This window comes from Streptomyces sp. NPDC005794 (genome assembly GCF_042871445.1).
Classification (GTDB): Bacteria; Actinomycetota; Actinomycetes; order Streptomycetales; family Streptomycetaceae; genus Streptomyces.
In genome coordinates this window covers 352,404-375,374 of record NZ_JBIAIN010000002.1, presented here as the reverse complement: position 1 = coordinate 375,374, position 22,971 = coordinate 352,404, and the positions used below count along the sequence as shown (strand labels likewise).

Here is a 22,971-nt window from a genome sequence, read left to right as displayed (position 1 = left end):
CATGAATATAGAGCGCTCTTCGAACGCATTCAAAACACTTTTACGGGTCGCCGCCGAACCGTGACACCGCCGGTCACGGCCCATGGCTCCCGCCCCACGGCCAGGCCGGTGTCACACCCTCCGTGCCGGAGCGCCGTCCGCGTCGTCGGGCCGCGGAAGCGCGGCCGGCACCGGGCCCGTGCTCCCCCGTGGCACCAGCTCCACCGGCAGGACCACGTGTCGCTCCCGATGCGCCTCGGGGTCGTTGATCACGCGGTGGGCCAGGTCCGCCGCCGCCTCCCCCAGCCGGCGGGCCGGCTGGGTCATCGTGGTCAGGTCCCACGGCTCCGCCATCGAGTGGCCGTCGAAGCCGAGGACCGACATCCGCTGCGGCACCGGGACGTTGACACCGCGCAGCACCGTGAGGAGCCTGAAAGCTATGTCGTCGGTCTCGGCGAAGATCGCCGTGGGGGGCTCTGCGAGACTCAGCAGCCGCCCCACCGCCGCTTCCAGGCTCGGCCCCTGCCAGTGGGCGACCTGGCGGACGAGTTCGTCGTCCTGGCCGATACCGGCCTCCGCCAGGGCCGTGCGGTACCCGTCGAGGCGAGCCCTGCTGCTCCAGGCGAAACCCGAGGCGTCCGCGGGCTCCAGGTAGGCGATGCGCCGGTGGCCGAGGTTGAGCAGGTAGCGGGTGCCGCGCTGAGCTGCCTCCACGTCATCCACGTAGACGCCGGCCCTGCCCTCTTCGTGCTGACTGACGAAGACCAGGGGCATGCCCAGGTCGTCCAGGCGCGCTCGCTCCTCGGGAGAGAGCGCGAAACTGACGACGAGCAGGGCGTCGGCATTGCGCCGGGCCGGCAGATGATCGAAGAACTGTGCGCGCTGCTCGGCGTCGATCACGCTGTAGACCAGCATGTCCAGACCGGCTGCGGTGAGCGCGGGTGCCATACCGGCGAGTGCCGCACCCAGGAACCAGGAGTCGAGGTTGGGTACGAGCACGGCGACCCGGCCGGTCCGCCCCGTGACCAGGCTGGAGGCGCTGCGCGAGATCGCGAACGACAGCTCGCGGGCCGCCTTCTCCACGCGCGCCCGGGTCTCGGGGGACACCGTCGACAGACCGCGCAGGGTGCGGGAGACAGTCGAGGGCGAGACTCCGGCCCTCTGGGCGACGTCCGCCAACGTGGCGCCCTTTTCAGCGGTTTCAGCGGTTTCACCGGCCATGCGCGGGACGCTAACACACCGCTCACCCCTCTCGGACACCCGAGGTGACAGCGCTGTCATTTCAATGGCTTCCTGTGATTCATCGGTCGCGACCGTTGACACTCCAGAGCGGGCCTCCGTACTTTGCTAGCGCTGTCATCGGACAGCCCGAGAGGGGAGGAGTACGCCATGTCCCTGCACCGCCGAGCACTGCTGACGGGCGCCGTGAGCACCGCCGCGGCGGGTCTGCTGTCCGGATGCGGAGGAAAGGACCTCGACGACCTGCTCGCACAGGCCGCGGCCGTTCCCAGGAGGCCGGCCCGGCTCACCTGGTGGGTCTCCGAGATCCCCTCACGACGGGGCGCCGTCGTCGCCGATCTGATCATCCGTGCCTTCGAGCGCCGGCATCCCCGGATCCGCGTCTCGAAGATCAACGCGCTGTCCACCTCGGACGGCAACCGCAGCGCCATCGCCACCCAGCTCGCCGGCGGCTCCGCCCAGCCCGACGTGTATCTGGGCGACACGACGTGGCCCGCGCAGTTCGGTCACTCCGCACTCGCCCTGCCGGTGGAGAAGCTGCTCCCGAGCGACTTCTGGGACGCCTATCCGGCGGCCCTTCGAAGCAGTTCCACCTATCAGGGCAAGGTCTACGCGGTGCCCTTCTTCATCGACAGCACCTACCTCTTCTACCGCAAGGACCTCCTCACCAAGCACGGGCTGCGTGTCCCCCGCAGCTGGGAGGAGTTGCTGCACACCTCCCGCACGGTGCAGACCGCCGGTGACGTGGAGGCCGGGTTCCTGTGGCAGGCGGCGGTGACAGAGTCGCTGACCGCCAATGTCACCGAGTTCCTCGCCGACGCGGGCGCCACCGTCCTGGACGGGCGGGGCAGGGCCGCGCTGGGCGGCCCTGAGGCGGAGCGGGCGTTCTCGCTGATGGCCGAGTTCACCGCCCGCGGGGTCACCCCCCGCACCGTGGCGACGTACGAGGAATCGGACGCACAGGACGCCTTCGTCAGCGGGCGCGGGCTGTTCCTCCGCAACTGGTCGTACGCCTGGGTCAACGCGAGCACCCCCGCGGTCTCCCGCGTCGCCGGGAAGGTCGGGGCCACCCTGCGTCCGGGCTTCGAGGGCACCGGCCGCTCCGGCATCTCCTGCGCCGGCGGCTGGAGCAATCTCGTCAACCCGAGTTCCCAGGAGCTTGGCGCCGCCATGGAGTTCGCCCGGTTCTGCGCCGGGGCGGAGGTGCAGCGCCTCCTCGCCCGGGAGGCCGGTGTCATCCCCGCGATGACCTCCGTGCTCGACGGCCGGGAGGCACGCGCAGCCGGCGACCCGACGGTGCTGCGCGCCGCCGACCTGCGACTCGTCGCCCGGCCCACGCAGACCCCGTACTACCCACAGGTCAGCAAGGCGCTGTACACCCCGGCGAACGCGGTCGTGCGCGGCAGCCTCTCCCCCGCGGCCGGTGTCCGCGCCGCACGCGAGGGGCTGCGTACGGCCCTGGAAGGAAACGCGCTGTGAGTTCCGTACAGCAGATGAAGAAGGCGGGAACACCGTCGAAGGGCGAGGGTGGCTCCACGCGCGCCGAGGCGTCACGGCAGTCTCCGAGAAGGACGCCCCCGGGCTTCGCCGCCCGCCGTCGCGCTCGCACCGGGTGGTTCTTCGCCTCCCCCGCCCTCCTGGTCGTCGCCGCGGTGACGGTCTTCCCCGTCGTCTTCTCGCTGGTGCTGTCGTTCTACGAGGTCCGCCTCGAGTACGGCGGTCTGCGGCTCGGCTCGCCCACGCTCGCCCACTACGAGGCGCTCCTGACGCACTCCGAGTGGTACCGGGCTCTCCTGTTCACCTTGGGCTTCACGATCGTCTCGGTCTTCGTCGAGCTGGTTCTCGGCACGCTCGTGGCGCTCGTCCTGGAACGCCTCGGAGCCGCCCGCGGCTGGATCCTCGCCCTGCTCCTGCTGCCCTGGGCCCTCATCAACGTGGTCGCCGCACAACTGTGGTCGTACCTGTTCAACGGCACCTACGGCGCGGTGAGCTGGCTCTGCGAGCAGGTGCTCGGGACCCGACCCGACATCCTCGGGGAGCCGGTGCCCGCGATGGCTGCGATGGTGGTGGTCGACGTGTGGAAGACGACGCCGTTCGTCGCCATCGTCGTTCTCGCCGGCCTGATGCTCATCCCGGGTGACGTCTACGAAGCCGCGGAGATCGACGGCGCCAACGCGTGGACCACGTTCTGGAAGGTCACACTGCCGCAGCTGCGGCCCATCGTCGCCATCGCGGTCCTCTTCCGCATCCTCCAGGCGTTCGGGATCTTCGACCTGCCGTTCGTGCTCACCCAGGGCGGCCCGGGCACGGCCACCCAGTCGGTGGCCATGCTCGGGTACCGGCTCCTCTTCCAGAACCTCGACTTCGGAGGCGGCGCCGCCGTCGCCGTCACCACCGCGGCCATCGTCCTGGGCTGCTGTCTGCTGTTCCTGCGCGTCTTTCGCACCCAAGTCGACGAGGAGGGCCGGGCATGAGCCGCCACGTCCCGCGCACAGGCGTGCGCCGCTATGTCAATGTCGTCAACCTCGGCGGGCTGCTGATCGCCGGGTGCGCCCTGCTGCCCCTGATCTGGATGGCGTCCGCCTCGCTGAAGGGGCCCGGCGAGATCAGCGCGACGCCGCCCTCCCTGCTGCCGGCGGACCCCACCCTCAGCAACTACGAGACGGCGTTCCTGCGCAACGGGATCGGCCATTACTTCCTCAACAGCGTCATCGTGGCCTGCGTTTCCACCGTACTGATCCTGTCCCTGGCGTTCTTCGCCGGATACGCCCTCGCCCGGCTGCCGCTGCGCGGGCGTGGGGCCGTCATGACGGTGCTGCTGATGCTGTCGGTCTTCCCGCCGATCGCTCTGCTCGTACCGCTGTTCCTGATGGAGCGGCAGGCCGGACTGCTCAACAGCTATCCGGGCCTGATCATCCCGTACGTGGCACTGAATCTGCCGTTCGCGATCTGGATCATGCGCAACTACCTCAGTGGCATTCCGGCCGAGTTGGAGGAGGCCGCCGTGGTCGACGGCGCCGGCCCGCTGCGCACCGCCCTGACGGTGATCCTGCCGCTGGCCCGGCCCGGACTGTTCACGGCCGGCGTGTTCGCCTTCACCGCGACCTGGTCGGAGTTCCTGCTCGCGCTCACCTTCAACGGTTCCGACGACCGCCGCACCGTCTCCGTCGGCATCGCGCTGTTCACCAGCCAGTACCAGGTCCCGTACGGTGTGATCTTCGCCGGCGCGATGGTGGCCACCGTGCCGATCGCGCTCCTGGTGCTGATCTTCCGCCGGTCGGTCGTCTCCGGCATGACCACCGGCGCCGTGAAGGGCTGAGCGGCCCGCACGAATCCCCCGGCCCCCTGCCGATCCCTCGCCTGCCCGCACACCCGCACCCCACCCTGGGCACACGCCCGAGAGGCTCACCATGCACCACCGTGACTCCCCCGCCCCCTCCCCGCACGACGCGGACTGGTGGCGGCAGGCCGTCATCTACCAGATCTACCCTCGCAGTTTCGCGGACTCCGACGGCGACGGCATCGGTGACATCCCCGGCGTCACCTCCCGTCTGCCCTATCTCGCCGGCCTCGGTGTCGATGCCGTCTGGCTGAGCCCGTTCTATCCCTCGCAGCTCGCCGACGGCGGCTACGACGTCGCCGACTACCGCGATGTCGACCCCCGGCTCGGTACCCTCGACGACTTCGACGTGATGGTCGGCGAGGCCCGTCGGCTCGGCCTGAAGATCATGGTCGACATCGTCCCCAACCACTCCTCCGACCAGCACGTCTGGTTCCAGGAGGCGCTCGCGGCCGGGCCCGGCTCGGCCGGACGCGAGCGCTACGTCTTCCGCGAGGGCCGAGGGGTGGACGGTGAACTCCCGCCCACCGACTGGCCGTCCAGCTTCGGCGGCCCCGCCTGGACGCGGGTGCCGGACGGCCAGTGGTACCTGCACCTCTACGCCCCTCAGCAGCCCGACTTCAACTGGGACAACCCCGAGGTCCGCGAGGACTTCCACGACACACTGCGCTTCTGGTCCGACCGGGGCGTCGCCGGTTTCCGTGTCGATGTCGCCCACGGCCTCGCCAAGGACCTGCGCGAGCCGCTGCGCGACCTCGGCGAGCAACGGAGTTACCAGCCCGGCGCGCTGCCGGTCGACGGCAGTCATCCGCTGTGGGACCGTGACGCGGTGCACGAGATCTACCGCGGCTGGCGGCAGGTCTTCGACGCGTACGACCCGCCGCGCTTCGCCGTCGCCGAGGCGTGGGTGCGCGCCTCACGGCGTACGGCCTACGCCTCCGGGGACGGGCTGGGGCAGGCGTTCAACTTCGATTTCCTCGGCGCACGGCTCGACGCCGCCGAGATGCACACCATCATCGACTCCGCGCTGGCCGACGCCCGCGAAGCGGGGGCGACCAGCACCTGGGTGCTCTCCAACCACGACGTCGTGCGTCATGTCTCGCGCTACGCCCTGCCCGGCGACTCCACCAAGCTCGACATCGAGGCATGGCTGCTCACCGACGGCCGGGAACCTGCCCCGGACCTGGCGACAGGTGTGCGCAAGGCGCGCGCCGCGGCACTGTTGATGCTGGCGCTGCCCGGGTCCGCGTACGTCTACCAGGGTGAGGAACTGGGGCTGCCGGAGGTCGCCGACCTGGGCCGCGCCGACCTGCAGGACCCGATGTGGGTACGCAGCGGCGGGCGCGTCAAGGGCCGCGACGGCTGCCGGGTGCCGCTGCCGTGGACCCAGGAGGGCGCGAGCTTCGGGTTCGGCCCGGGAGGCTCGTGGCTGCCCCAGCCCGTCGGCTGGGGCCGGTACGCCGCGGACGTGCAGAGCGGTGACAAGGGTTCCTTCCTGGAGCTGTACCGCGAGGCCCTGCGGCTGCGCCGCACACTGCTCGCGGACGAGGCACTGGAGTGGGTCGGCTCGCAGGAGCAGTCGCCTCAGGGGCTCCTGCACTTCACCCGCGCCGGCGGCTGGCACACCGTCAGCAACCTCTCCGGTGAACCTGCCGCGCTGCCGCTGGGTGAGGTCTTCCTCGCTTCCGGCCCGCTGCCCGGTGACGAGCTCCCGCCGTGGACCACCGTCTGGCTACGGACCGGGTCCACGTCCACGTCCACGTCCACGTCCGACCGCTGAGACAGCGGCGCCCGGCCTCTCACGTCCTGAGGCCGGGCGGCAGCGGTCGACCGGGTGGTCACCGCGAGGGCGGCCGCCTCACGGGCGGACCCCGCGGCGCCACCGCTCGGGGTCGATCCGTCCCGCGTACAGGGGGAGTTCGAGCGGTGGCCGGTCGTCCTCGAACGGGTCCCACACCCGGGTGAGGCCCGCGGTCCCCCCCGCGCGCACCCGGCGGGCCTCGGCAAGGTCGAGTACGTCCGTGAGGACCTCTTCCGGGCCGGGCCCCGCCTCGGCGCGCAAGTCCCCCTCGGGGCCCACGACGACACTGCGCCCGTTACCGTCCGGCGCCGCCGCGTTGAGGCTTGCCATGAACACCTGGTTCACGATCGCGTTGGCCTGGGCGAGCACGACTTCCTGGGCGCGGTCGACGGTGGGCGTACGCACCAGGTTCAGTACGAGGTCGGCGCCCTGCCACGCCAGATGGCGGGTGGTCTCGGGGAACCAGGCGTCGTAGCAGATCGTCAGGCCCACGCGTCCGTATTCCTCCATGTCGAAGACCACGAAGGTGTTGCCGGACGCTGTGGTCTCGTAGGGCCGCCACGGGAAGATCTTGCGGTACTCCGCGACCCGTTCGCCAGTGGGCGAGTAGACCGGAGCCGTGTTGTAGATCCGGCCGTCCGCGCCCTGCTCGTAGACACTGCCGGGCACGAGCCAGATGCCCAGTTCGCGGGCGAGGGCCGCCAACCGGGTGCCACGGGGCCCGTCCAGTGGCTGGGCCGCCGCGGTCATGACCGTCTCGGGGTCCTCGCCGGGCCTGTGGCCGCACAGGTGGAGTTCCGGATACGCGAGCAGCCGGACGCCGGGATGCGCCTCGGTGACGCCGCGTACCTCCGCGGCGAACGCGTCCGGGTCGTCGGCGGCGTGATGCCGCGCGGCCGTCTGGACGAGGCCGATCGACAAGGGGATCGTCATCGCAGGGGCAACCTTCCGCGAGGGTGTGTCCGGGGCTCGGACGAGCCAATCATCGCGCCTGCCACAGGACAAGATCCCTTCCTCCAGTGGCATCCACAGGGCGACCCAGCGGGTCCACGGTGGCGCGTCCACGGCACGGCCGGGTTCCGCAGTCCCCTCTTTGTCACCCGGGACACCGTCGACCGGGTCACCGATGAGCGTCTCCAGCACCTCGGGTGGCAGCCCCGGGCACGCCGCCGGACTTCTTCGGCTCCGCCGCGCAGGCGAGGTCCTGCGAGGGGCGCTGCCCGGTGGTCAGGAAGGCCGTCACCGTGTCTTTCGCGCACGTGTTGGGTCCGAAGGGATAGACACCGTGCCCGCCCTGATCGGCCGTCACCATCGTGGCCCGTTTCCCGAAGGCCCGCCGCAACTCCTGGGCGCCGAACAGCGGCGTTCCCGGGTCGCGCTCGTTCTGCGCCATGAGCACGTTCGACGGGCCCCGGTCACCGATGCGCACCGGCGGCTCGACCCGCTCGTCCGGCCAGAACGCGCACGGTCCGATGTCGGCCGTGGACCCGCCCAGCATCGGGTGGTTCAGACGGTCGGCCGCGACATCCTTCTGGTACTCACGGACTGTCCCCGGCCACCGCGAATCACTGCAGATGACGTGATGACGGCCGGAGAACAAGCTGTCCAGCGGGGGCAGCGGCGGGCCGGGCGGCAGCGGACGGTCCGTGTCGAGCGCCTGCCGGGTCCGGGTCTCGAACGAGAACTCCGAACGGCTCAGGCCATCGCTGACGGTCTGGGCAACCCGGAGATCGCCCGGAGGCTGGGCATCAGCATCGCGACCGTCAAGGCGCACACAGGCAACCTGTTCGCCGAGCTGGCGGTCGAGAACCGGGTGCAGATCGCACTCCTGATCCGCGACGCAGGGGAATGAGCAGGCTGAGTACGTCCAAGGGGGCAGCCCCCACCGGACTTCGGGGCCTGCCCTGCCGCTCGACTACGCGGACCCGACGGTCGCGCGGTCACCGTCGCGCCCGCAGGTCGCCGAAACTGCCCACCGCGTCGGCCCGCTGCTGCTCGACGACGGGCCCTGCGTCGACGAGCGCGTCAACGCCTGCCTGCCTACGGGACAGTTGCCCGCACACGACCCGACCTGCGACGCGTAGCCCCGGCAGCGGTACCCGGCGACGCGGCGTGTGCCTGCGTCGCCGGAAACCGCACGCACCGGAACCGGTCCGGGGAACATCCGGTGGTTACCAGCAGGAGGTTCCGTCGTCCTCGCGCCAGGCCACGTTCGTGACGGACATGGGAACGGTGAAGTAACTCCCCTGGCCGCTGCTGACACATGCCGTGTACGCGGGCCCCTGCCCCTCGTCCTGCACGACGTAGTACGTCATCGTGACGTCCCGGGCCGTGTTGTTGTAGAAGATGTGGCCGGGGGCGCTGCCGGACCATTCGCCCTCGGTCGCCAGTGACGGAGGCGTATCGGTGTCTCCGTACCAGTAATCGGGCCAGACACAGAACGTGCCCTGCGGGCAGTTGCCGGGAGACCACGCCGAAGCGCTGGTCGCGGAAGCCATAACACCGAGGAAGGCTGCGGGTATCGCCGCGAGGGCGATGGTCCTCAAACGCATGGGGGGGTCCATTCCTGAGACGTCGCATGCACGCTGACCGTGCAGATATTGAAAGATCAAGCGTTAGATTAGCGGCATCCTGCCCCACGCGCACGGAGTGAACTCCCGTTCGGCAGACCGGACTTGACGCTGGTCGTGCACACGGTGACGACCCGGGGGCAGAGCCGGGTGATCACGATGACGTCGTCGTGCTCTCTCATGACTGCGCCCGGGCCGGCGGCGAGCGTGGCGGCGAGCCGATAGCGGCCGTCCCGGACCACAGCCAGGATCCGGGCGCGGCAGTCGTCGTTGATCGCCGCCCGGAGGGACAGCAGGTTCTTGACGATCTCGGCGTCCTCGTCGGGTTCGTCGCGCGGGATTGCTCGTCCTGTGCACAGCAGCAGCGTGGAGAGTCGTTGACCACGGCATACGGACATCCGGCCGCGATTCATCCTTGAGTGGACCAGGTGGACATCAGCGCAGCTCCTCCCGCGAATGGCTGCTGTTCCTCCGCGCCCGCCACACGACATGTTCCCTCCTCAGGCACGCCGCAGTGCGGGCATGAGGCGGAGCGCGTTGTCACGGTTGATGCCGCGACGGCGGCGGGCCGTGAGGACGGGGTCGGTCTCGACGGCCGGCACCGTGTATGCGGTGATGATGTCGGCAGAGGCGGCCGGCCAGTCGGTGCCGAAGAGGATCCGGTCGGCACCCGCGGTGGACACCAGGGTGCCTGAGGGGGCCATCGGGCCCGCCGTGTCGTAGTAGAAGCGGTGAAGATGGTCCTGCACCTGGGCAGCGTCGAGGGGAGGGGAACAGAAGTCGCCGAAGGCCTTCATGCGGGTGGCGATCTGGGGGAGGAACCCGCCGCCGTGCGGCAGGATGACTGACAGGTGCGAGTAACGGTCGAGTGTCCTGGTACGGATCAGGTTCACAGCGGCACGCGTGGTGTCCAGCAGGAAATCGCACATGAAGTTCGGAATTCCGGGGACGGTGGGCACGCCGGGGGCTCCGCCCGGGAGGTCGAGCGGGTGCGTGAAGAGGACCGCGGCGCGTTCGTCGAGTTCCGCGAGGAAGCGGTCGTACGAGGGGTCACCGAGGTAGACGCCGTTGTAGTTGGCTTTCACGCTGACGCCCACGGCGCCGAGTTCGTCGAAGGCGCGCCGGAGAGCCCACGTGGTCACGTCGGGATGGTCCAGGACGGCAGGGCCGAGGACCGCGAAACGGCCCGGGTGCGCGGCCACCACATCGGCCAGCGCCTCGAAGACGACAGTAAGACCTTCCCTCGCCTGCGCCGCGGAGCGGTACCGGTCCTGCATGGTCGGGTTGAGGACCGCGGTGGCGATTCCCACCCGGTCCATCAGTGCCAGGGCGGAGTCCACGTCCCAACGCGCCCACCACGGCAGTTCCTCCCGCCGCACCAGGCCCTCGCGCTCGGCCCAGTCCACCCACGCCGGAGCGGTGAAGTGGTGATGGACGTCAATCCTCGCCCGGCCTGCGTCATCACCGCTCCCCGAGCCCGGCGGCACCGCCTCTTTCCTGTCCACAGCGTCGGCGGCACCGCCCGTGGCAGCAGTGGTGGCCGCCACGGCCCCACTGGCGATGAGCAGACTGCGCCGGCTCATGGCCGATTCCGACATCCGCTTACCCCATCCGTAGAGCCCGTCAGTTCGCCGCACCACGATGGCCCGGCGGCGGGCCCACGATCACCACGGCGTGCCCTGTTCGGGACCGGTTCCCTCGGACGGACGCACTCCCGAGCGAGAGCCTCGGTGTACGGGTTCGCGTTCGGGCCCCCACACGGGACTCCGGCCTCAGCTCAACCGGAACACCGGGCCGCGCGGTGTGAACGGCAGAGTCGCACCCTGCGGGATCAGGAAGGCGTGCTCGCGCCGGATCCGCAGCGTGTCGCACCAGCCGTCGGTGATGATCAGCACCGGCGCCTCTGCCGGGAAGTCGTCGGCCCTCCGCAACAGCTCCATGCCCGGCTGGAGTTCGGTACCGCCACGGCCGCGCACCCGCAACCGGCCCGCGATCTCGGCCGGCGGCAGGTATCCCGCGTCGTACGGCGCAGCTTCGCAGAACACCACACGCGCCGCCGGTACGTCGCGTGCCTCCGCGTACGAGGCGATCGCCCCGAGGGCCTTGCCGAGCAGGGAGCTGCTCATCGAGCCGGAGGTGTCGAGTACGACTCCGAACGTGCAGCGGGCAGTCTCCTCGGGAGGGAAGTACCGGCCGGCGCGCGGAATGTCCGGGGTCGACTCCTGCCGCCGGGCGGGGCCCGCGACTCGACAGCGTCTGCCGCCCTACTCGAAGAACTTGAGGCTCCAGCCCGTGTCGGCGGCCGGGCCGGGAACGTTGGCGCGGCTGTAGGTGGTGTTGCCCCACCAGGAGAACGAACCGGTGTACCAGTACCGGTTCTCCCACGTGTACGGCGTTCCCTTCGGAACCGCGTGGAACATCAGGGGAAACCTGGGGCCGGCGGGCGGGCTGGTGCCGATGTCGCCGTCGAGCAGGACGAAGCTGTGGTGGCCAGGGCCGTTGACGTACAGCGTCGGGTCCCAGCCGGACATCATCGTCGCGCGGTTGGAGCCGAACAGGCAGCCGTTCGACTTGTACCAGTCCCAGACGTACGTCGGGTCGCCGCCGGCCCGCAGCCGCAGGTCGGCCAGGCAGTACTGGTCGCTCCAGCTGCCGTTGGCGGAGTACGCGATGTGCAGCTGCCCGTTCGGGTCCTTGATGGCCTCGGGGCTCTCGTTGATGAACGGGTTGCCGACCACTCGTTCCCAGCTCTCCCGCGGCTGCGAGATGACGTACCGCGCACCGGTGGGGGTGGTGGGACTGCTCATCCGCGCGATGTAGAGGTTCTGCTCCACATTGGTGTCACCGGCCCAGCCGGACCAGACGAACCAGCGCTGGCCGTTGAAGGTGAACAGGGTTCCGTCGATGGCCCACTTGTCGTCCGGCAGGGCCAGTTGGCTCTCGCCGGTGTACCCGCTGTCCGGGCCTGCCGAGCTGATGACGTACATCCGGTGGGCCGACCCGCGGCCGGCCGAGAAGTAGATGTAGTAGCGGCCGCCGTCCTTCACGATCTCCGGAGCCCAGACCTCACCGCGGCCGGCCGTGTCCGACCACACCTGCCGGGCGGGCGCCGACGCCAGCGCGGCTGTCGAAGAGGCCTGCCGCACGGCAATGCCCCCACCGGTCGACTGCACCGATACGTAGGTGCTGCCGACCCGGATCACGCTCGGGTCCGCGGCTCTGATGGTCTGTTCCGCCTGAGCGTGCCCGGCGGACGACAGGGACATGACGGCAGCGAGGACGCCGGACAGCGCAACGGCGGCGGCGCCGGAAAGAAGACGAGAGAGATTCATAGTCCCGTTCCATGGTTGGCCTCCGCTGCGACGCCGAGCCGGGGGGATTTACATCGATGGAAGAGCGCTCCCACAGCATCCCGACTGGTCCTGAACATGTCAATATGCCGCGTGGCACCTCACCAGCAGGGCGTCCACCCTTCTCCTTCGACTGCACCGAAACGGGTGACACGTCGAAACGGGTGACGACTGCCGCAGGGACCCTGAGGATCCGACGAGCACACAAAGGGCTGGACTGGTGCCACACCAGGCGACATTCACCCTGCCGGCGGCGAGGCAAGCGTTCTCACGGCGACACCACTGCCCGCTCAGTGCGCACCGGCCCTCGGCGGGACGGCGCCCACGCACCGGTCCCGCTGGGGCCGCAACCCGCGGACGGTCAGCAGCAGCCCGGCACCGAGGACGACCTCCCCGGCATTGCCGAGCACGGGCACCTGGGCGGCAGCCCCGGAGACCACCACCATCACGGCAGCTGTGAGGGCGAGCCAAGGAAACCCGGTGTGACGCCACAACACGATCCCGGCGGCGAGAACCACCAGTCCGGTGATGACGGCCGGCAGCGGGCCCGTCGGTGACGCGGCATCGTTGACGTACCGCAGGGTGTCCGCCCACCGCTCCGCACGCAGCGACAGACCGAGGATGTCGTGGAGTGCACCCGCCGCCACCAGGAGGACCGCAAGACCGGCGGCCGCGCCTCGTACGAGCCTCCTCCGCGCCCGAAGCAGCCCCGCGCGGTCCGCCGCCGACAGCGACCAGAGCACCAGAAGGGGCGTCAGCAGCGCGTGCAGCACGAAACGGGGGACGCTCATCGCCTGCAGCAGGGGCCCGGCTCCCACCAGGCCCCCCATGGCGATCACCCCGTTGTCCCAGACCAGGGCGAAGCACACCAAGGTCGGCACGGCGGCCAACAGGCCAGGCGACGCTCGCCAGTGACGCCCTGCGGCCACGGCCAAGCCCAACTGCGCGGCCGCGAGCACCGCGAAGACCAGCGAGAACACTGCACACTCCCCTCGTACCACCCAAAATATTTCAATGGTCAAGATACTTGGAGAGTGTGAAACTCAAGGAGGCAGGGGCCTGCTTGCGCGTGGGAAGACCCGGATGTCGGTGCCGTCGCGCTCGGTCGACGCGGACCGGGTCTGGCTCATGGAGCACGGCCGGCTGACCGTCCAGCACTCCAAGGCGATCAGCCGTGAGGTGAACGACCTCTGCCGCAAAGTCAGGGCGGCGCCGCTGCCCCTCACGCGACAGCGGCTGGTCCGGATGCATCACCCCATGCCGTCCGGCGCTCCACGACGAGGAAGCGGCTCCACCGAACGTTCACGAGGTCTGACCGTACGTGGGCAACAGTGGGTTGACGCGACAGCGACCGAAGGGAAAGGATCGTCGAGCTCGAAATTGACAACGTTGTCTTACGAGAGGATCGCGATGAGAGCGTTGAAGCGCGCGTTCACGACCTTGTTGATCATCACCACCGTGGCCACGGCTTCCGCCACCTCCGGTGTCGCCGACACCAGGGACCGAGGACCGAAGTTCGCCGATGACCCCACCACGCTCGTCGACACGTCGATCGGCAACAACGGTGACGGGACCACCTTCCCCGGCGCGACCGCCCCGTTCGGAATGGTTCAGCTGAGCCCCGACACGCAGCTGAACAAGTACGCGTCCTACGACTACGCGCAGGACACCATCCTCGGCTTCAGCCACACCCACCTGTCGGGCGTCGGCTGTCAGACGATGGGCAACTTCCGGTTCATGCCGACCACCGGTGCGGTCACGTCGTCCGACCCGGCGCAGTACGGCGCGAAGTTCAGCCACGACAACGAGACCCGCGCGCCGGGCCACTACGGGGTGAAGTTCGACAACGGCATCCAGGCCGAACTCGCCGCGACGGAGCGCACCGGCCAGCACCGTTACACCTTCCCGGCCGGATCGGACTCGGAGAACATCCTCATCGAGACCGGCGAGAGCAACGGCAGCACCTATGCCGGCGACATCAAGGTGGTCGGAAACGACACCGTGGAAGGCTGGCTCCAGGGAGGCAACTTCTGCGGCGAGACCGGTAAGGAGCGCTACCGGATCTTCTTCAGCGCCAAGTTCGACCGGACGTTCTCGAAGTTCGGCACCTGGTCCGACGGCACCCTCACCCCGGACCAGCGCGAAGCGTCGCGCGGCACCAAGCGGGCCGGCGCCTGGCTGACGTTCGACCCGGCCGAGGGCGACCAGGTCGGCACTTCGGTGGGCCTGTCCTACACCTCGGTCGACGGTGCGCGCCTCAACCGCAAGGCCGAGCAGCCGCGGTCGTTCGACGAGGCCCGCACCGGCGCGCACGACGACTGGGAGGACGAGCTGAACCGCATGCGCGTGGCCGGCGGCAGCATCGCCGACCAGCGCACGTACTACAGCGCGCTCTACCGCTCGCTGCTGCACCCGTCGATCGGGTCCGACGTCGACAACCGTTACCGCGGCTTCGACGACAAGGTGCACCGCGCCGATTCCACCTACTACCAGATGTTCTCGCTCTGGGACACCTACCGCTCGCAGAACCAGCTGGTGGCACTGCTGAACCCGGACAAGGCCGCGGACATGGCCAAGTCCGTACTCCGCATCCACCAGGACGGCGGCTGGGTGCCTCGCTGGGGACTCGGCAACGGCGAGACCAACGTGATGAGCGGCGACCCCGTCACCCCGTGGATCGTCGACATCTACAACCGCGGCCTGCTCGACGACCACACCGCGCGTCAGCTCTTCGACGCACTCTGGAAGAACGTCAACGAAGTCCCCTCGGACCAGTCGCTCTTCCGCGGCCGTGACGGCAACCCGACGTATGTCGAGAACGGCTGGGTCGGTTACCAGGACCTGCCCGGTTACACCTACGGCGACAGCCGCCAGGCGGGCTCGGCCACCCTCGAGTACTCGCTCGCCGACTGCGCGCTCTCCACGATGGCCGACGGCCTCGGTTACAAGGACAAGGCCGCGACGCTCGCCCCGCGCTGCGGCAACTTCGCCAAGCTCTGGGACACCGACGTCACCTCGCAGGGCTTCTCAGGGTTCCCCGTCACGAAGAACGCGGACGGCACCGTCGCCGGCGACCCCGACCCCACCCTGAGCGGCGCGTTCCACGAAGGCACCGCATGGCAGTACCAGTGGCTCGCCCAGCAGGATCCCCACGCCCTCTTCGGTCTCATGGGCGGCCAGGCGAAGGCCGAGCAGAGGCTCGACACGTTCTTCGACATGCCGACCGTGCTCAGTGACCCCGCGAAGGCCGCCTCGGAGTCGTGGGTGACCGGCGCGTACGACTACCACAACAACTTCTCCTTCAACCCCAACAACGAGCCCGACTTCCACGCGCCGTGGATGTACACGTGGACCGGCACACCGTGGAAGACCTCAGCCGTACTGCGCGCGATGCGGACGCTCTTCACCGACGACGCCTACGGCATGCCCGGCAACGACGACCTCGGCGCCACCTCGTCGCTGCTCGTCTTCGCCATGGCCGGCATCTTCGAGGCCCAGCCCGGCTCCGCCAACTACATAGTCAGCGCACCCATGTTCGAGAAGGTCGAGATCCGGCCCGAGCACGGCCGCAAGATCAGCATCGAGGCGCCGGGCGCTGACGCGTCGAAGCTCCAGTACGTGTCCTCCGTGGGCACGAACAAGGGCAAGCTGCGCCAGAGCTGGCTCGCCCACAAGGACCTGCTCCGCTCCGGCACGATCAGGATCGAGCTCTCCGACAGGCCGACGAACTGGGGTGTCAACACCGCCCCACCTGCCATGGCCGCCCAGGGCTGAGATGTGGGGTGTGGGCCCTCCCGAAAGTGAGGGCCCACATGTGGAATCCTCGGAAAGGCGCATTTCACCTCCCACCCGACATCACCCCGGCACGGGTCAGCAGCGGCTCGGCTTCCACCGAGGCCGGAGCGTGGGAGCTCGGCTGCCTTGGGCCGGCCGGGGATGTGGGTCGGTGACCGGACAGCCGGTTGTGAGGTCAGGTGATGCGCGAGATGGTGCGAGGCGACACTGCCGGTGCCGTCGTCGGAGGACCTCCGTGGCCGAACGTACGCCCGCGTCACTGCCCGCCCCGCCCGACTACGCCGCGGTGTTCACCGCCGTGCGGACCGTTGGCGACAGCGGCTACGGGGAGACCGGCGAGCGGTTGCTGGAACTGGCTGCCCACCAGCCGGGATTCCTCTCGGGGTGGTCCTGGATGAAGTCCCGCACCTCGGGGTTCTGGCTGCTCTTCCGGCTTGGGCGGGCCGAGCGGAGGCGTCTCCGCTCGGGACATGCCTCCCTGGCCTCGTCACCCGAAGTCACCGTTCGAGGCTGCGGTGGACGACTACGCGACGGTTGAATACGTGTGCCCACCAGTCCAACCTCGTACACCTAGCCCTCCGGGTAGAAGAGGAACAGCGTGCAGCCGGTGGTGGTCGAGGGCACGTGCCACGACCCGGCCGGGGCGTGCAGGAACGTGCCGGCGGGGTAGTCGCGTGCTCCGTCGTTGAAGGTGCCGGCAACCACGTAGACCTCCTCCGAGCCGGGTTCATGGACGTCACGGCGCGGCCAGGACGCGCCCGCCTCCATCTCCAGCACGTCGGCGTGCGCGGCGGTCGGCCCCCGCCACAGGGGACGCAGCCTTATCCCGGGGAACAGCTCACGGACCGGGGATTCGTCGACAGAGGCGGAGGTGTAGCCCTCCTGCGCGAGTATCTCTGGGTACATGCCTGCAACAGTGCCGTGCGCGGGCTGCGGCGGAACAGAGTCTGTGATGACACCGTGGGGTACTTTCGTGCCATGCATCGCGTGATGGCCCTGGTGCGTCCGGTCCAGTCAACGTTCGAACTCGGCTGCGCCGTCGAGGTCTTCGGCACGAAGCGGTCAGGGGTGCCGCAGCACTACGCATTCGAGGTGTGTACCGAGACGCCCGGCCCCGTGCCGACCACAGGCGGGTACGCGATGTCCGTGTCGCAGGGTCTGTCGGCGCTCGAGGCCGCGGACACCGTGATCATCCCGGGCTGGCTGCCACTGGAGGAGCCGCTCTCCGATCCCGTGCGCCGGGCGCTGTTGCGGGCGCACACGCGTGGGGCGCGGCTGGTCACGATCTGTTCCGGGGTGTTCGCGCTGGCGCGCACGGGGCTGCTGGACGGTCGCTCGGCCACCACGCACTGGGCGAGCGCCGGGCAGTTGCGGCACGAGTTCCCCCGCGTGCGCGTGGAGCCGGACAGGCTCTACGTGGATCACGGTGACGTCGCTACCAGTGCCGGCGCAGGCGCGGGGTTCGATCTGTGCCTGCACCTGGTCCGACAGGACCACGGGGCCGCGTACGCCGCCCTGCTCGCGCGGCACATGGTGCTGCCGCCGCATCGCGAAAGCGGTCAGGTGCAGTCTGTGTCGCCTCCACTCCCCGGGGACGCGCTCAACGGCCTGCTCCAGTGGGCCGACGAGCGTCTCGGGACACCGTTGTCGGTGGACGGCCTGGCCTCGCACCTCGGTGTCTCGCCCCGCACCCTCGCCCGACGCTTCGCCGACCAGCTCGGTACGAGTCCGGGTGCATGGCTGCTCTCCCGGCGGGTGGCCGCGGCACGCACCCTGCTGGAGGATACGGATGTGCCGGTCGAGGCGATCGCGGCCCGCGTCGGCCTCTCCTCCGCGGTCAACCTGCGCCGCCGCTTCCGCGCCCGGACAGGCACGACCCCGGGCGCCTACCGGCGAGCTTTCCGGGCCCCGTGATCTGGCGGACAGGCCCTGGTGGGGCTGTGTCACGCATCTGGGCAAGTGAGCGCGGTGGTTTCCTGACGGTATAAGGGCAGATGAACTCGCTGCGTGCCGGGGCATGTTGGCCGAGCCGGCGGGTGCCCCCGGCTCATTTCCCCGCCCCGGCCGTGGAAGACGGGCTTTGGCGACGATCCGGACCACGCTGGACGGAGTTCACCACCGCGTACGGACGCGGGTCGGCGGGGCGCCCCGCGTTGACGCCGGTCAACTGGGGCACGGCAGGGAGGCCTTCGGTCCTGCCGTGCCCATGGAACCGTCGTTCCGGTCGGCACGCCGCCGGTTGTCGAGCACCGGAGTCGGACGGGTTACGGTTTGAGAGCACGATCGAAGACGATGAGCGGAGCGGCATGACTGGTTCACACGAGCGGATAGATACCTCGACGGCTCACTCCGCGCGCGTGTACGACTACATCCTGGGCGGCAAGGACCACTATCCGGTTGATGCCGAGGCGGGTGACGCGATGTGCCGGCACTGGCCCGCGCTCCCGGTGCACATGAAGGAGAACCGGCGGTTCATGCACCGGACCGGCCGCTACCTTGCCCGGGATCGGGGCATCCGCCAGTTCCTCGACATCGGAACCGGCCTGCCTACTGCCCCGAATCTGCACGAGTTGGTGCAGGAGGTGGCGCCGGAGTCGCGCGTGATCTATGTCGACAACGATCCCATCGTCCTCGCCCACGCCCGCGCCCTCCTGCAGGGTTCCGCGGAAGGCGCCACTGCCTACGTCGACGCCGACATGCACGATCCCGATGCGATTCTGGAGAGCCCGCAGTTCCAGTCGTTGATCGACCTGGACGAGCCGGTCGGCCTGATGATCATCGGGGTTCTCCACTTCCTCATTCCCCCGGACGACCGGCGTCTGGTGCGGCGGCTGCTGGATCCGTTGCCCTCGGGCAGCTACCTGGCGATGACGATCGGCACCGGGGACTTCGCGCCCGAGGAGGTCGGTCGGGTGTCGGAGGAGTACAACCGGCAGGGGATGCCGATGGTGCTCCGCGATCTGCCGACAGCTTCCTCGTTCTTCGACGGGATGGAACTGGTCGAGCCCGGGGTCACCCAGGTCCACAAGTGGCGGCCCGACCGCGAACAGGACGGTGTCGATGACCGGGCCATCGCCATGTACGGCGCGGTGGCCCGTAAGCTTTGAGAGGGGCACACCTGGTGACCCGTTGAGTCGGCCTACCCGGACCCCTACGGTTTCCGCGACTGCGGCTGGGACCAGGTCATGGCCGACAACGGAGGCATCGACTGCTGCGTCCGACGGGAGTCCGACGCGGTGGATCAGGAGAACATCCACATCCACCGGCACGAAGTCGGCCACATTTTCGGCCTCGCCGACTTCTACGACTGGACGCCGACCGGCCGGTGCTGCCTCCTCATGAAGGCGGGCGCTGCCACGCAGATCGCGAAGTTCCACACGTGGACGCTCCGCGACCTCTGGCGCCGTCCGTGCCCCGGCTCCCCCTTGCCCGGTCCCCGGCAACCTTTTCCGTGGCGGCTGCCACTGAACTCCGACGATTCCTCAACGAACTCGTAGAGAAGGTTCAGATGAGCCCTGAAGCCATGGTCAGCGGCACCAGCCGCAGACGCTTCCTCCTCGGCGCCGCGGGCGCGCTCGGTGCCGGCGCGGCGGGTGCCCTGGGCGTTCCCCACACCGCCTCCGCTGCCGTCTCCTCCGCAACCACCGGCAGGGGCGCGGCGGCGACCGGCACCGTGTACATCGCGAGTGACTCCACCGCGCAGACGTACAGCTCGGGCTACTACCCGGAGGCCGGGTGGGGTCAGAAGCTGTCCTCGTACTTCACCTCGAACATCACCGTCGCCAACCGAGCCATCGGCGGGCGCAGTTCGCGGTCGTTCATCCAGCAGGGGCGGCTGGCCGCGATCCACGACGTGATCAAGCCCGGTGACTACCTCTTCGTGCAGTTCGGGCACAACGACGCCACCGTCACCAATCCCGAGCGGTACACGCCGCCTGCCGACTACAAGGAGTACCTGCGCAACGACTACATCCGCGCGACCCGGGCGCTGGGCGCTACACCGGTCGTGGTGACGCCGGTGTCGCGGCGCTCCTACAACGCGTCGACCGGGAAGTTCAACGTCTCGTTCCCCGCGTACGTGGACGCCGCGAAGGCGGTGGCGCAGGAGGAGGGTGCGGCACTGGTCGATCTCTCGGGGGCCAGCCGGGCCTACCTCGACGGGATCGGGGTGGAGGCGTCCAAGGGGATCTTCCTGTGGCTGGACGCAGGGCAGTACCCGAACTTTCCCAACGGCGTCCAGGACAACACCCACTTCCAGGAGCGGGGCGCCGTCGAGATGGCCCGCCTCGTCTCCCGGGCCGTGGCGCGGCTGGGGCTGCCGCTCTCGGGTGAGGTGGTGCCCGCGGCAGCGGGCTGAAGCACTCGCGGTGCGCCTGCCGCACCTGCGTCAGAACGCCGGCGTCACCGGGGCGAACTCTCTGCCCCGGTGAGGCCGGCAGCAGGCCGGTCGCCGACCGCCGCTCCCGCCGCTCCCGTGATCGTCAGCCGGACTTCGGCGGCTTCTGCGCGTCGAAGGCGAAGAGAGTGTTGTCGGCCGCGGCCACGATCACCACACGCCCCGCAAGGGTCACGCGCGGGCTTGCGCCCTGCTCGCCCGTCATACCATCGGCCTGCGGGTCTGTCGTCCACAGGGTTTCGCCGTCGTGCGGCGACAGTGCGACCACCCGGCCGGTGGCCGAGCTGAAGTACAGCGCGTCAGCTCCCGCGACGGGACCCGACGCGCCCTCCACGCTCGTCTGCCGCGACCACTTCTTCCTGCCGGTCGCGGGGTCGAGCGCTGTGAGGAGACCGGTCTGCCCGCTCACGTAGACGGTGCCGTCCGCCATGCCGGGCGTCCCCTCGTACGTGGTGGCCAGTCGGGAGTACGTGACCTTCCGCGAGGCCGGGTCGACCCGCGCCACCCCGTCGTAGCCGGTCAGCGCCGTTCCCTCCATGTGCTCCTGAAGGAGTACGAGCCTGCCGTCGGCGACGCCCATCGGCACGGCGGGGCCGTCGACCGCGATGGGCCTGCCCAGTGTCCCCGAGGCGCGGTCGACCGTGTACAGGGTGGGGTGGCGCACCTCTGAGGTCTCCACCTCCGCATCCGTCGCGCACATCGCGAAGAGCTGTGGGCCCGCCGGGACGGGAGCGCACTGCGTACCCGCGGGGAACGACGTCGTCCAGGTGACCTCACCGCTGTGCGCGTCCCGGGCCTCGAAGCGGGAGTTGGAAACGTCGACCGTCACGACGGCGGAGCCGACCACAACGGCGTCCTGAGTCCGACCCGTGACCGCCGTCGACTGGGCGCCGGACGGCACGGACCACAGCTCCCGGCCGTTGTCCGCGTCGATGGCCACCACCTCCTTGGGAGGGCCCTGCGGGGCGTCCTGGACGGCGAAGCGGTAACCGAGCACCGTGTCGTCGGTGGCGCCCACCAGGTGCATGCCCTGGACGGGGACGCCAGGGCTCTTCGCGGTCCACACCCGTGAGCCGTCCAGGACCCTGATACGGGTCGCGACGACACCGCCGCCCCCGCAGAACAACGCGTCGCCGCGCGCGACGCAACGCAGTTCGTCGGGGATGTCCTCGCTGCCGCCCCGCACGGTCTTGCGCCACGGCTCGAAGCCGTCCGGAAGTGCGGCACCCGGCGACGCGACGCTGTCGCCCTTGTCGCCGCCGCTGTTCCCCCCGAAGCCTCCCGCCTTCAGCGCGGCGGCTCCCCCGCCGATCGCTGCGACCGCGACCGCGGCCGCGAGCACAGGACGCCATCGGCGACGCAGACGGCGCCCGACGGGGGTGCCGGTGCTCTCCGCTTCGGGGCCGGCCGGGGCTGTGGCCGGGGAACCCGGCGCCGGGGTGGCACGCGCCCCGAAGTGATGCTGGGTGTTCATGTCGCGGGTGCGGCCCGCGCCGACCCCGTTCGCGTCGGTCCCACCGAGGTCGGCCGGCAGATCCCGCAGCAGCACGAGGAGTTCGTCCGCCGAAGGGCGCCCCCCGGGCTCCTTGTCCAGGCACGACTCGACGACCGTGCGCAAAGCCGCCGGCACGGCACCCAGCGACGGCTCCTCGTGCACCACCTGATACGCCGACAGGTAAGGGCTGTCCGCGTCGAAGGGCCCGTGCCCCGTCGCTGAGTACACCAGCAGCGTCCCCAGCGAGAAGACATCGGATCGCGGCCCGACACCACGCGGCGCCTGCAGCTGCTCCGGCGACATGAAGGGCGGCGTACCGATGACCCGCCCTGTCATCGTCAGCGTCTGCTGGTCCGCGGCGCGCGAAATGCCGAAGTCGATGACGCGCGGGCCGTCGGGTGAGAGCACGACGTTCGAGGGCTTCAGGTCACGGTGGACGACCCCCACCCGGTGGATGTCCCGCAGCGCCTCTGCCAGCCCGATGGCGAGCATCCTCAGCTCCGCTCCGTTCAGCGGGCCCTTCATGGCGATGTGCTGGGCGAGCGTGTGCCCTTCGATATAGGTCGTCGCCATCCACGGCTGCTCGGCCTCAGGGGCAGCGTCGACCACGGCGGCGGTGAACGCGCCGCTCACCCGCCTCGCGGCCGCCACCTCCTGCCGGAAGCGGATGCGGAACTCCTCGTCCCCCGCGAACTGCTGGTGGATCAGTTTGATCGCGACAGGTCGCCCCGAACTCGTGCGGGCCAGAAAGACCGTTCCCATGCCACCCGAGCCGAGCCGCGCCTCAAGCGGATAGCCGCCGATCTCGGCTGGATCACCTCCGCGTAGCGACACTCTTCCCGACCTCCTGTCCCCCGTGCAGCTCTGCCACCACGGGCCCGCGTACCTGTCCTGCACACAAACTAGCCGCAGGGCGGTACGGCGGGGTAAGGCGGGTGACGGCCAGGGAGCCCAGGGCTGCTCCCAGGACACGATCCGCAGCCCCTGTGCCATGGGGTACCACGGT

The 22,971-nt window shown here is 69.8% G+C and carries 19 protein-coding genes and 3 pseudogenes; 11 read left to right on the top strand and 11 right to left on the bottom strand.

Features of this window, described 5'->3' with window-relative positions:
* Window positions 1-111 precede the first annotated feature (111 nt).
* Window positions 112-1,200, bottom strand: coding sequence for a LacI family DNA-binding transcriptional regulator (locus ACFYQ5_RS04105; RefSeq protein WP_389192774.1), 1,089 nt, complete (start codon window positions 1,198-1,200; stop codon window positions 112-114).
* 168 nt (window positions 1,201-1,368) lie between these two features.
* On the opposite strand from ACFYQ5_RS04105, the gene ACFYQ5_RS04100 reads away from it, so the two are divergent.
* The 4 genes from ACFYQ5_RS04100 to ACFYQ5_RS04085 all read left to right on the top strand — a co-directional run bounded on the left by ACFYQ5_RS04100 (window position 1,369) and on the right by ACFYQ5_RS04085 (window position 6,338).
* Window positions 1,369-2,697 (top strand): extracellular solute-binding protein, encoded by a 1,329-nt coding sequence (locus tag ACFYQ5_RS04100; RefSeq protein WP_389192772.1) that lies wholly within the window; start codon window positions 1,369-1,371, stop codon window positions 2,695-2,697.
* Window positions 2,694-3,692, top strand: a complete 999-nt coding sequence (locus tag ACFYQ5_RS04095) for a carbohydrate ABC transporter permease (protein ID WP_389192769.1) — start codon at window positions 2,694-2,696, stop codon at window positions 3,690-3,692. Before ACFYQ5_RS04100 ends, ACFYQ5_RS04095 begins: the two co-directional genes overlap by 4 nt.
* Window positions 3,689-4,537 carry a carbohydrate ABC transporter permease gene (locus ACFYQ5_RS04090; protein WP_389192766.1) on the top strand — a complete coding sequence of 283 codons (849 nt, stop codon included), beginning with the start codon at window positions 3,689-3,691 and terminating at the stop codon, window positions 4,535-4,537. The genes ACFYQ5_RS04095 and ACFYQ5_RS04090 overlap by 4 nt, the downstream gene beginning before the upstream one ends.
* Before the next feature lie 91 nt (window positions 4,538-4,628).
* Entirely contained in the window at window positions 4,629-6,338 is a 1,710-nt protein-coding gene (locus ACFYQ5_RS04085; RefSeq protein WP_389192763.1) for a glycoside hydrolase family 13 protein, read from the top strand.
* 78 nt (window positions 6,339-6,416) lie between these two features.
* Here ACFYQ5_RS04085 and ACFYQ5_RS04080 read toward each other — a convergent pair whose 3' ends face one another.
* Window positions 6,417-7,292: a carbon-nitrogen hydrolase family protein gene (locus tag ACFYQ5_RS04080; RefSeq protein ID WP_389192760.1), complete on the bottom strand. Its 876-nt coding sequence runs from the start codon at window positions 7,290-7,292 to the stop codon at window positions 6,417-6,419.
* A gap of 187 nt (window positions 7,293-7,479) precedes the next feature.
* Window positions 7,480-8,019: pseudogene (locus ACFYQ5_RS04075) on the bottom strand (alpha/beta hydrolase); the annotation flags it as partial.
* 15 nt (window positions 8,020-8,034) lie between these two features.
* On the opposite strand from ACFYQ5_RS04075, the pseudogene ACFYQ5_RS04070 reads away from it, so the two are divergent.
* Window positions 8,035-8,211, top strand: a pseudogene (locus tag ACFYQ5_RS04070) (response regulator transcription factor); the annotation flags it as partial.
* A gap of 319 nt (window positions 8,212-8,530) precedes the next feature.
* On the opposite strand, the gene ACFYQ5_RS04065 reads toward ACFYQ5_RS04070, so the two are convergent.
* From ACFYQ5_RS04065 to ACFYQ5_RS04040, 6 genes and pseudogenes are all read right to left on the bottom strand, one after another.
* On the bottom strand, window positions 8,531-8,911 hold the full coding sequence (locus ACFYQ5_RS04065) for a hypothetical protein (RefSeq protein ID WP_389192757.1): 381 nt from the start codon (window positions 8,909-8,911) through the stop codon (window positions 8,531-8,533).
* 68 nt (window positions 8,912-8,979) lie between these two features.
* Window positions 8,980-9,327 (bottom strand): hypothetical protein, encoded by a 348-nt coding sequence (locus ACFYQ5_RS04060; protein WP_389192754.1) that lies wholly within the window; start codon window positions 9,325-9,327, stop codon window positions 8,980-8,982.
* Between the two features lie 102 nt (window positions 9,328-9,429).
* On the bottom strand, window positions 9,430-10,512 hold the full coding sequence (locus ACFYQ5_RS04055) for an amidohydrolase family protein (protein WP_389192751.1): 1,083 nt from the start codon (window positions 10,510-10,512) through the stop codon (window positions 9,430-9,432).
* Window positions 10,513-10,701: 189 nt separating this feature from the next.
* Window positions 10,702-11,172, bottom strand: a pseudogene (locus ACFYQ5_RS04050) (VWA-like domain-containing protein); the annotation flags it as partial.
* Between the two features lie 21 nt (window positions 11,173-11,193).
* Window positions 11,194-12,261 (bottom strand): glycoside hydrolase family 43 protein, encoded by a 1,068-nt coding sequence (locus ACFYQ5_RS04045; protein ID WP_389192748.1) that lies wholly within the window; start codon window positions 12,259-12,261, stop codon window positions 11,194-11,196.
* A gap of 308 nt (window positions 12,262-12,569) precedes the next feature.
* The gene (locus ACFYQ5_RS04040) at window positions 12,570-13,259 is read right to left on the bottom strand and encodes a hypothetical protein (RefSeq protein ID WP_389192745.1); all 690 of its coding nucleotides are present in this window, start codon (window positions 13,257-13,259) and stop codon (window positions 12,570-12,572) included.
* 430 nt (window positions 13,260-13,689) lie between these two features.
* Here ACFYQ5_RS04040 and ACFYQ5_RS04035 point away from each other — a divergent pair, with 430 nt between their 5' ends.
* Window positions 13,690-16,053 carry a GH92 family glycosyl hydrolase gene (locus tag ACFYQ5_RS04035; RefSeq protein WP_389192743.1) on the top strand — a complete coding sequence of 788 codons (2,364 nt, stop codon included), beginning with the start codon at window positions 13,690-13,692 and terminating at the stop codon, window positions 16,051-16,053.
* Between the two features lie 256 nt (window positions 16,054-16,309).
* Window positions 16,310-16,612 (top strand): hypothetical protein, encoded by a 303-nt coding sequence (locus ACFYQ5_RS04030; protein WP_389192741.1) that lies wholly within the window; start codon window positions 16,310-16,312, stop codon window positions 16,610-16,612.
* 32 nt (window positions 16,613-16,644) lie between these two features.
* Here ACFYQ5_RS04030 and ACFYQ5_RS04025 read toward each other — a convergent pair whose 3' ends face one another.
* Complete coding sequence (locus ACFYQ5_RS04025; RefSeq protein ID WP_389192737.1) at window positions 16,645-16,980, bottom strand: cupin domain-containing protein; 336 nt, start codon at window positions 16,978-16,980, stop codon at window positions 16,645-16,647.
* A 72-nt stretch (window positions 16,981-17,052) separates the two neighbouring features.
* Here ACFYQ5_RS04025 and ACFYQ5_RS04020 point away from each other — a divergent pair, with 72 nt between their 5' ends.
* From ACFYQ5_RS04020 to ACFYQ5_RS04005, 4 genes are all read left to right on the top strand, one after another.
* Window positions 17,053-17,988: a GlxA family transcriptional regulator gene (locus tag ACFYQ5_RS04020; protein WP_389192734.1), complete on the top strand. Its 936-nt coding sequence runs from the start codon at window positions 17,053-17,055 to the stop codon at window positions 17,986-17,988.
* A gap of 392 nt (window positions 17,989-18,380) precedes the next feature.
* A complete protein-coding gene (locus ACFYQ5_RS04015; RefSeq protein ID WP_389192731.1) occupies window positions 18,381-19,181 on the top strand; it encodes an SAM-dependent methyltransferase in 801 nt (266 codons plus the stop codon).
* A gap of 78 nt (window positions 19,182-19,259) precedes the next feature.
* Window positions 19,260-19,571 (top strand): hypothetical protein, encoded by a 312-nt coding sequence (locus ACFYQ5_RS04010; protein ID WP_389192728.1) that lies wholly within the window; start codon window positions 19,260-19,262, stop codon window positions 19,569-19,571.
* 11 nt (window positions 19,572-19,582) lie between these two features.
* The gene (locus tag ACFYQ5_RS04005; protein WP_389192725.1) at window positions 19,583-20,431 is read left to right on the top strand and encodes a rhamnogalacturonan acetylesterase; all 849 of its coding nucleotides are present in this window, start codon (window positions 19,583-19,585) and stop codon (window positions 20,429-20,431) included.
* A gap of 124 nt (window positions 20,432-20,555) precedes the next feature.
* On the opposite strand, the gene ACFYQ5_RS04000 is transcribed toward ACFYQ5_RS04005, so the two are convergent.
* Entirely contained in the window at window positions 20,556-22,799 is a 2,244-nt protein-coding gene (locus ACFYQ5_RS04000) for a serine/threonine-protein kinase (RefSeq protein WP_389192722.1), read from the bottom strand.
* Window positions 22,800-22,971 lie beyond the last annotated feature (172 nt).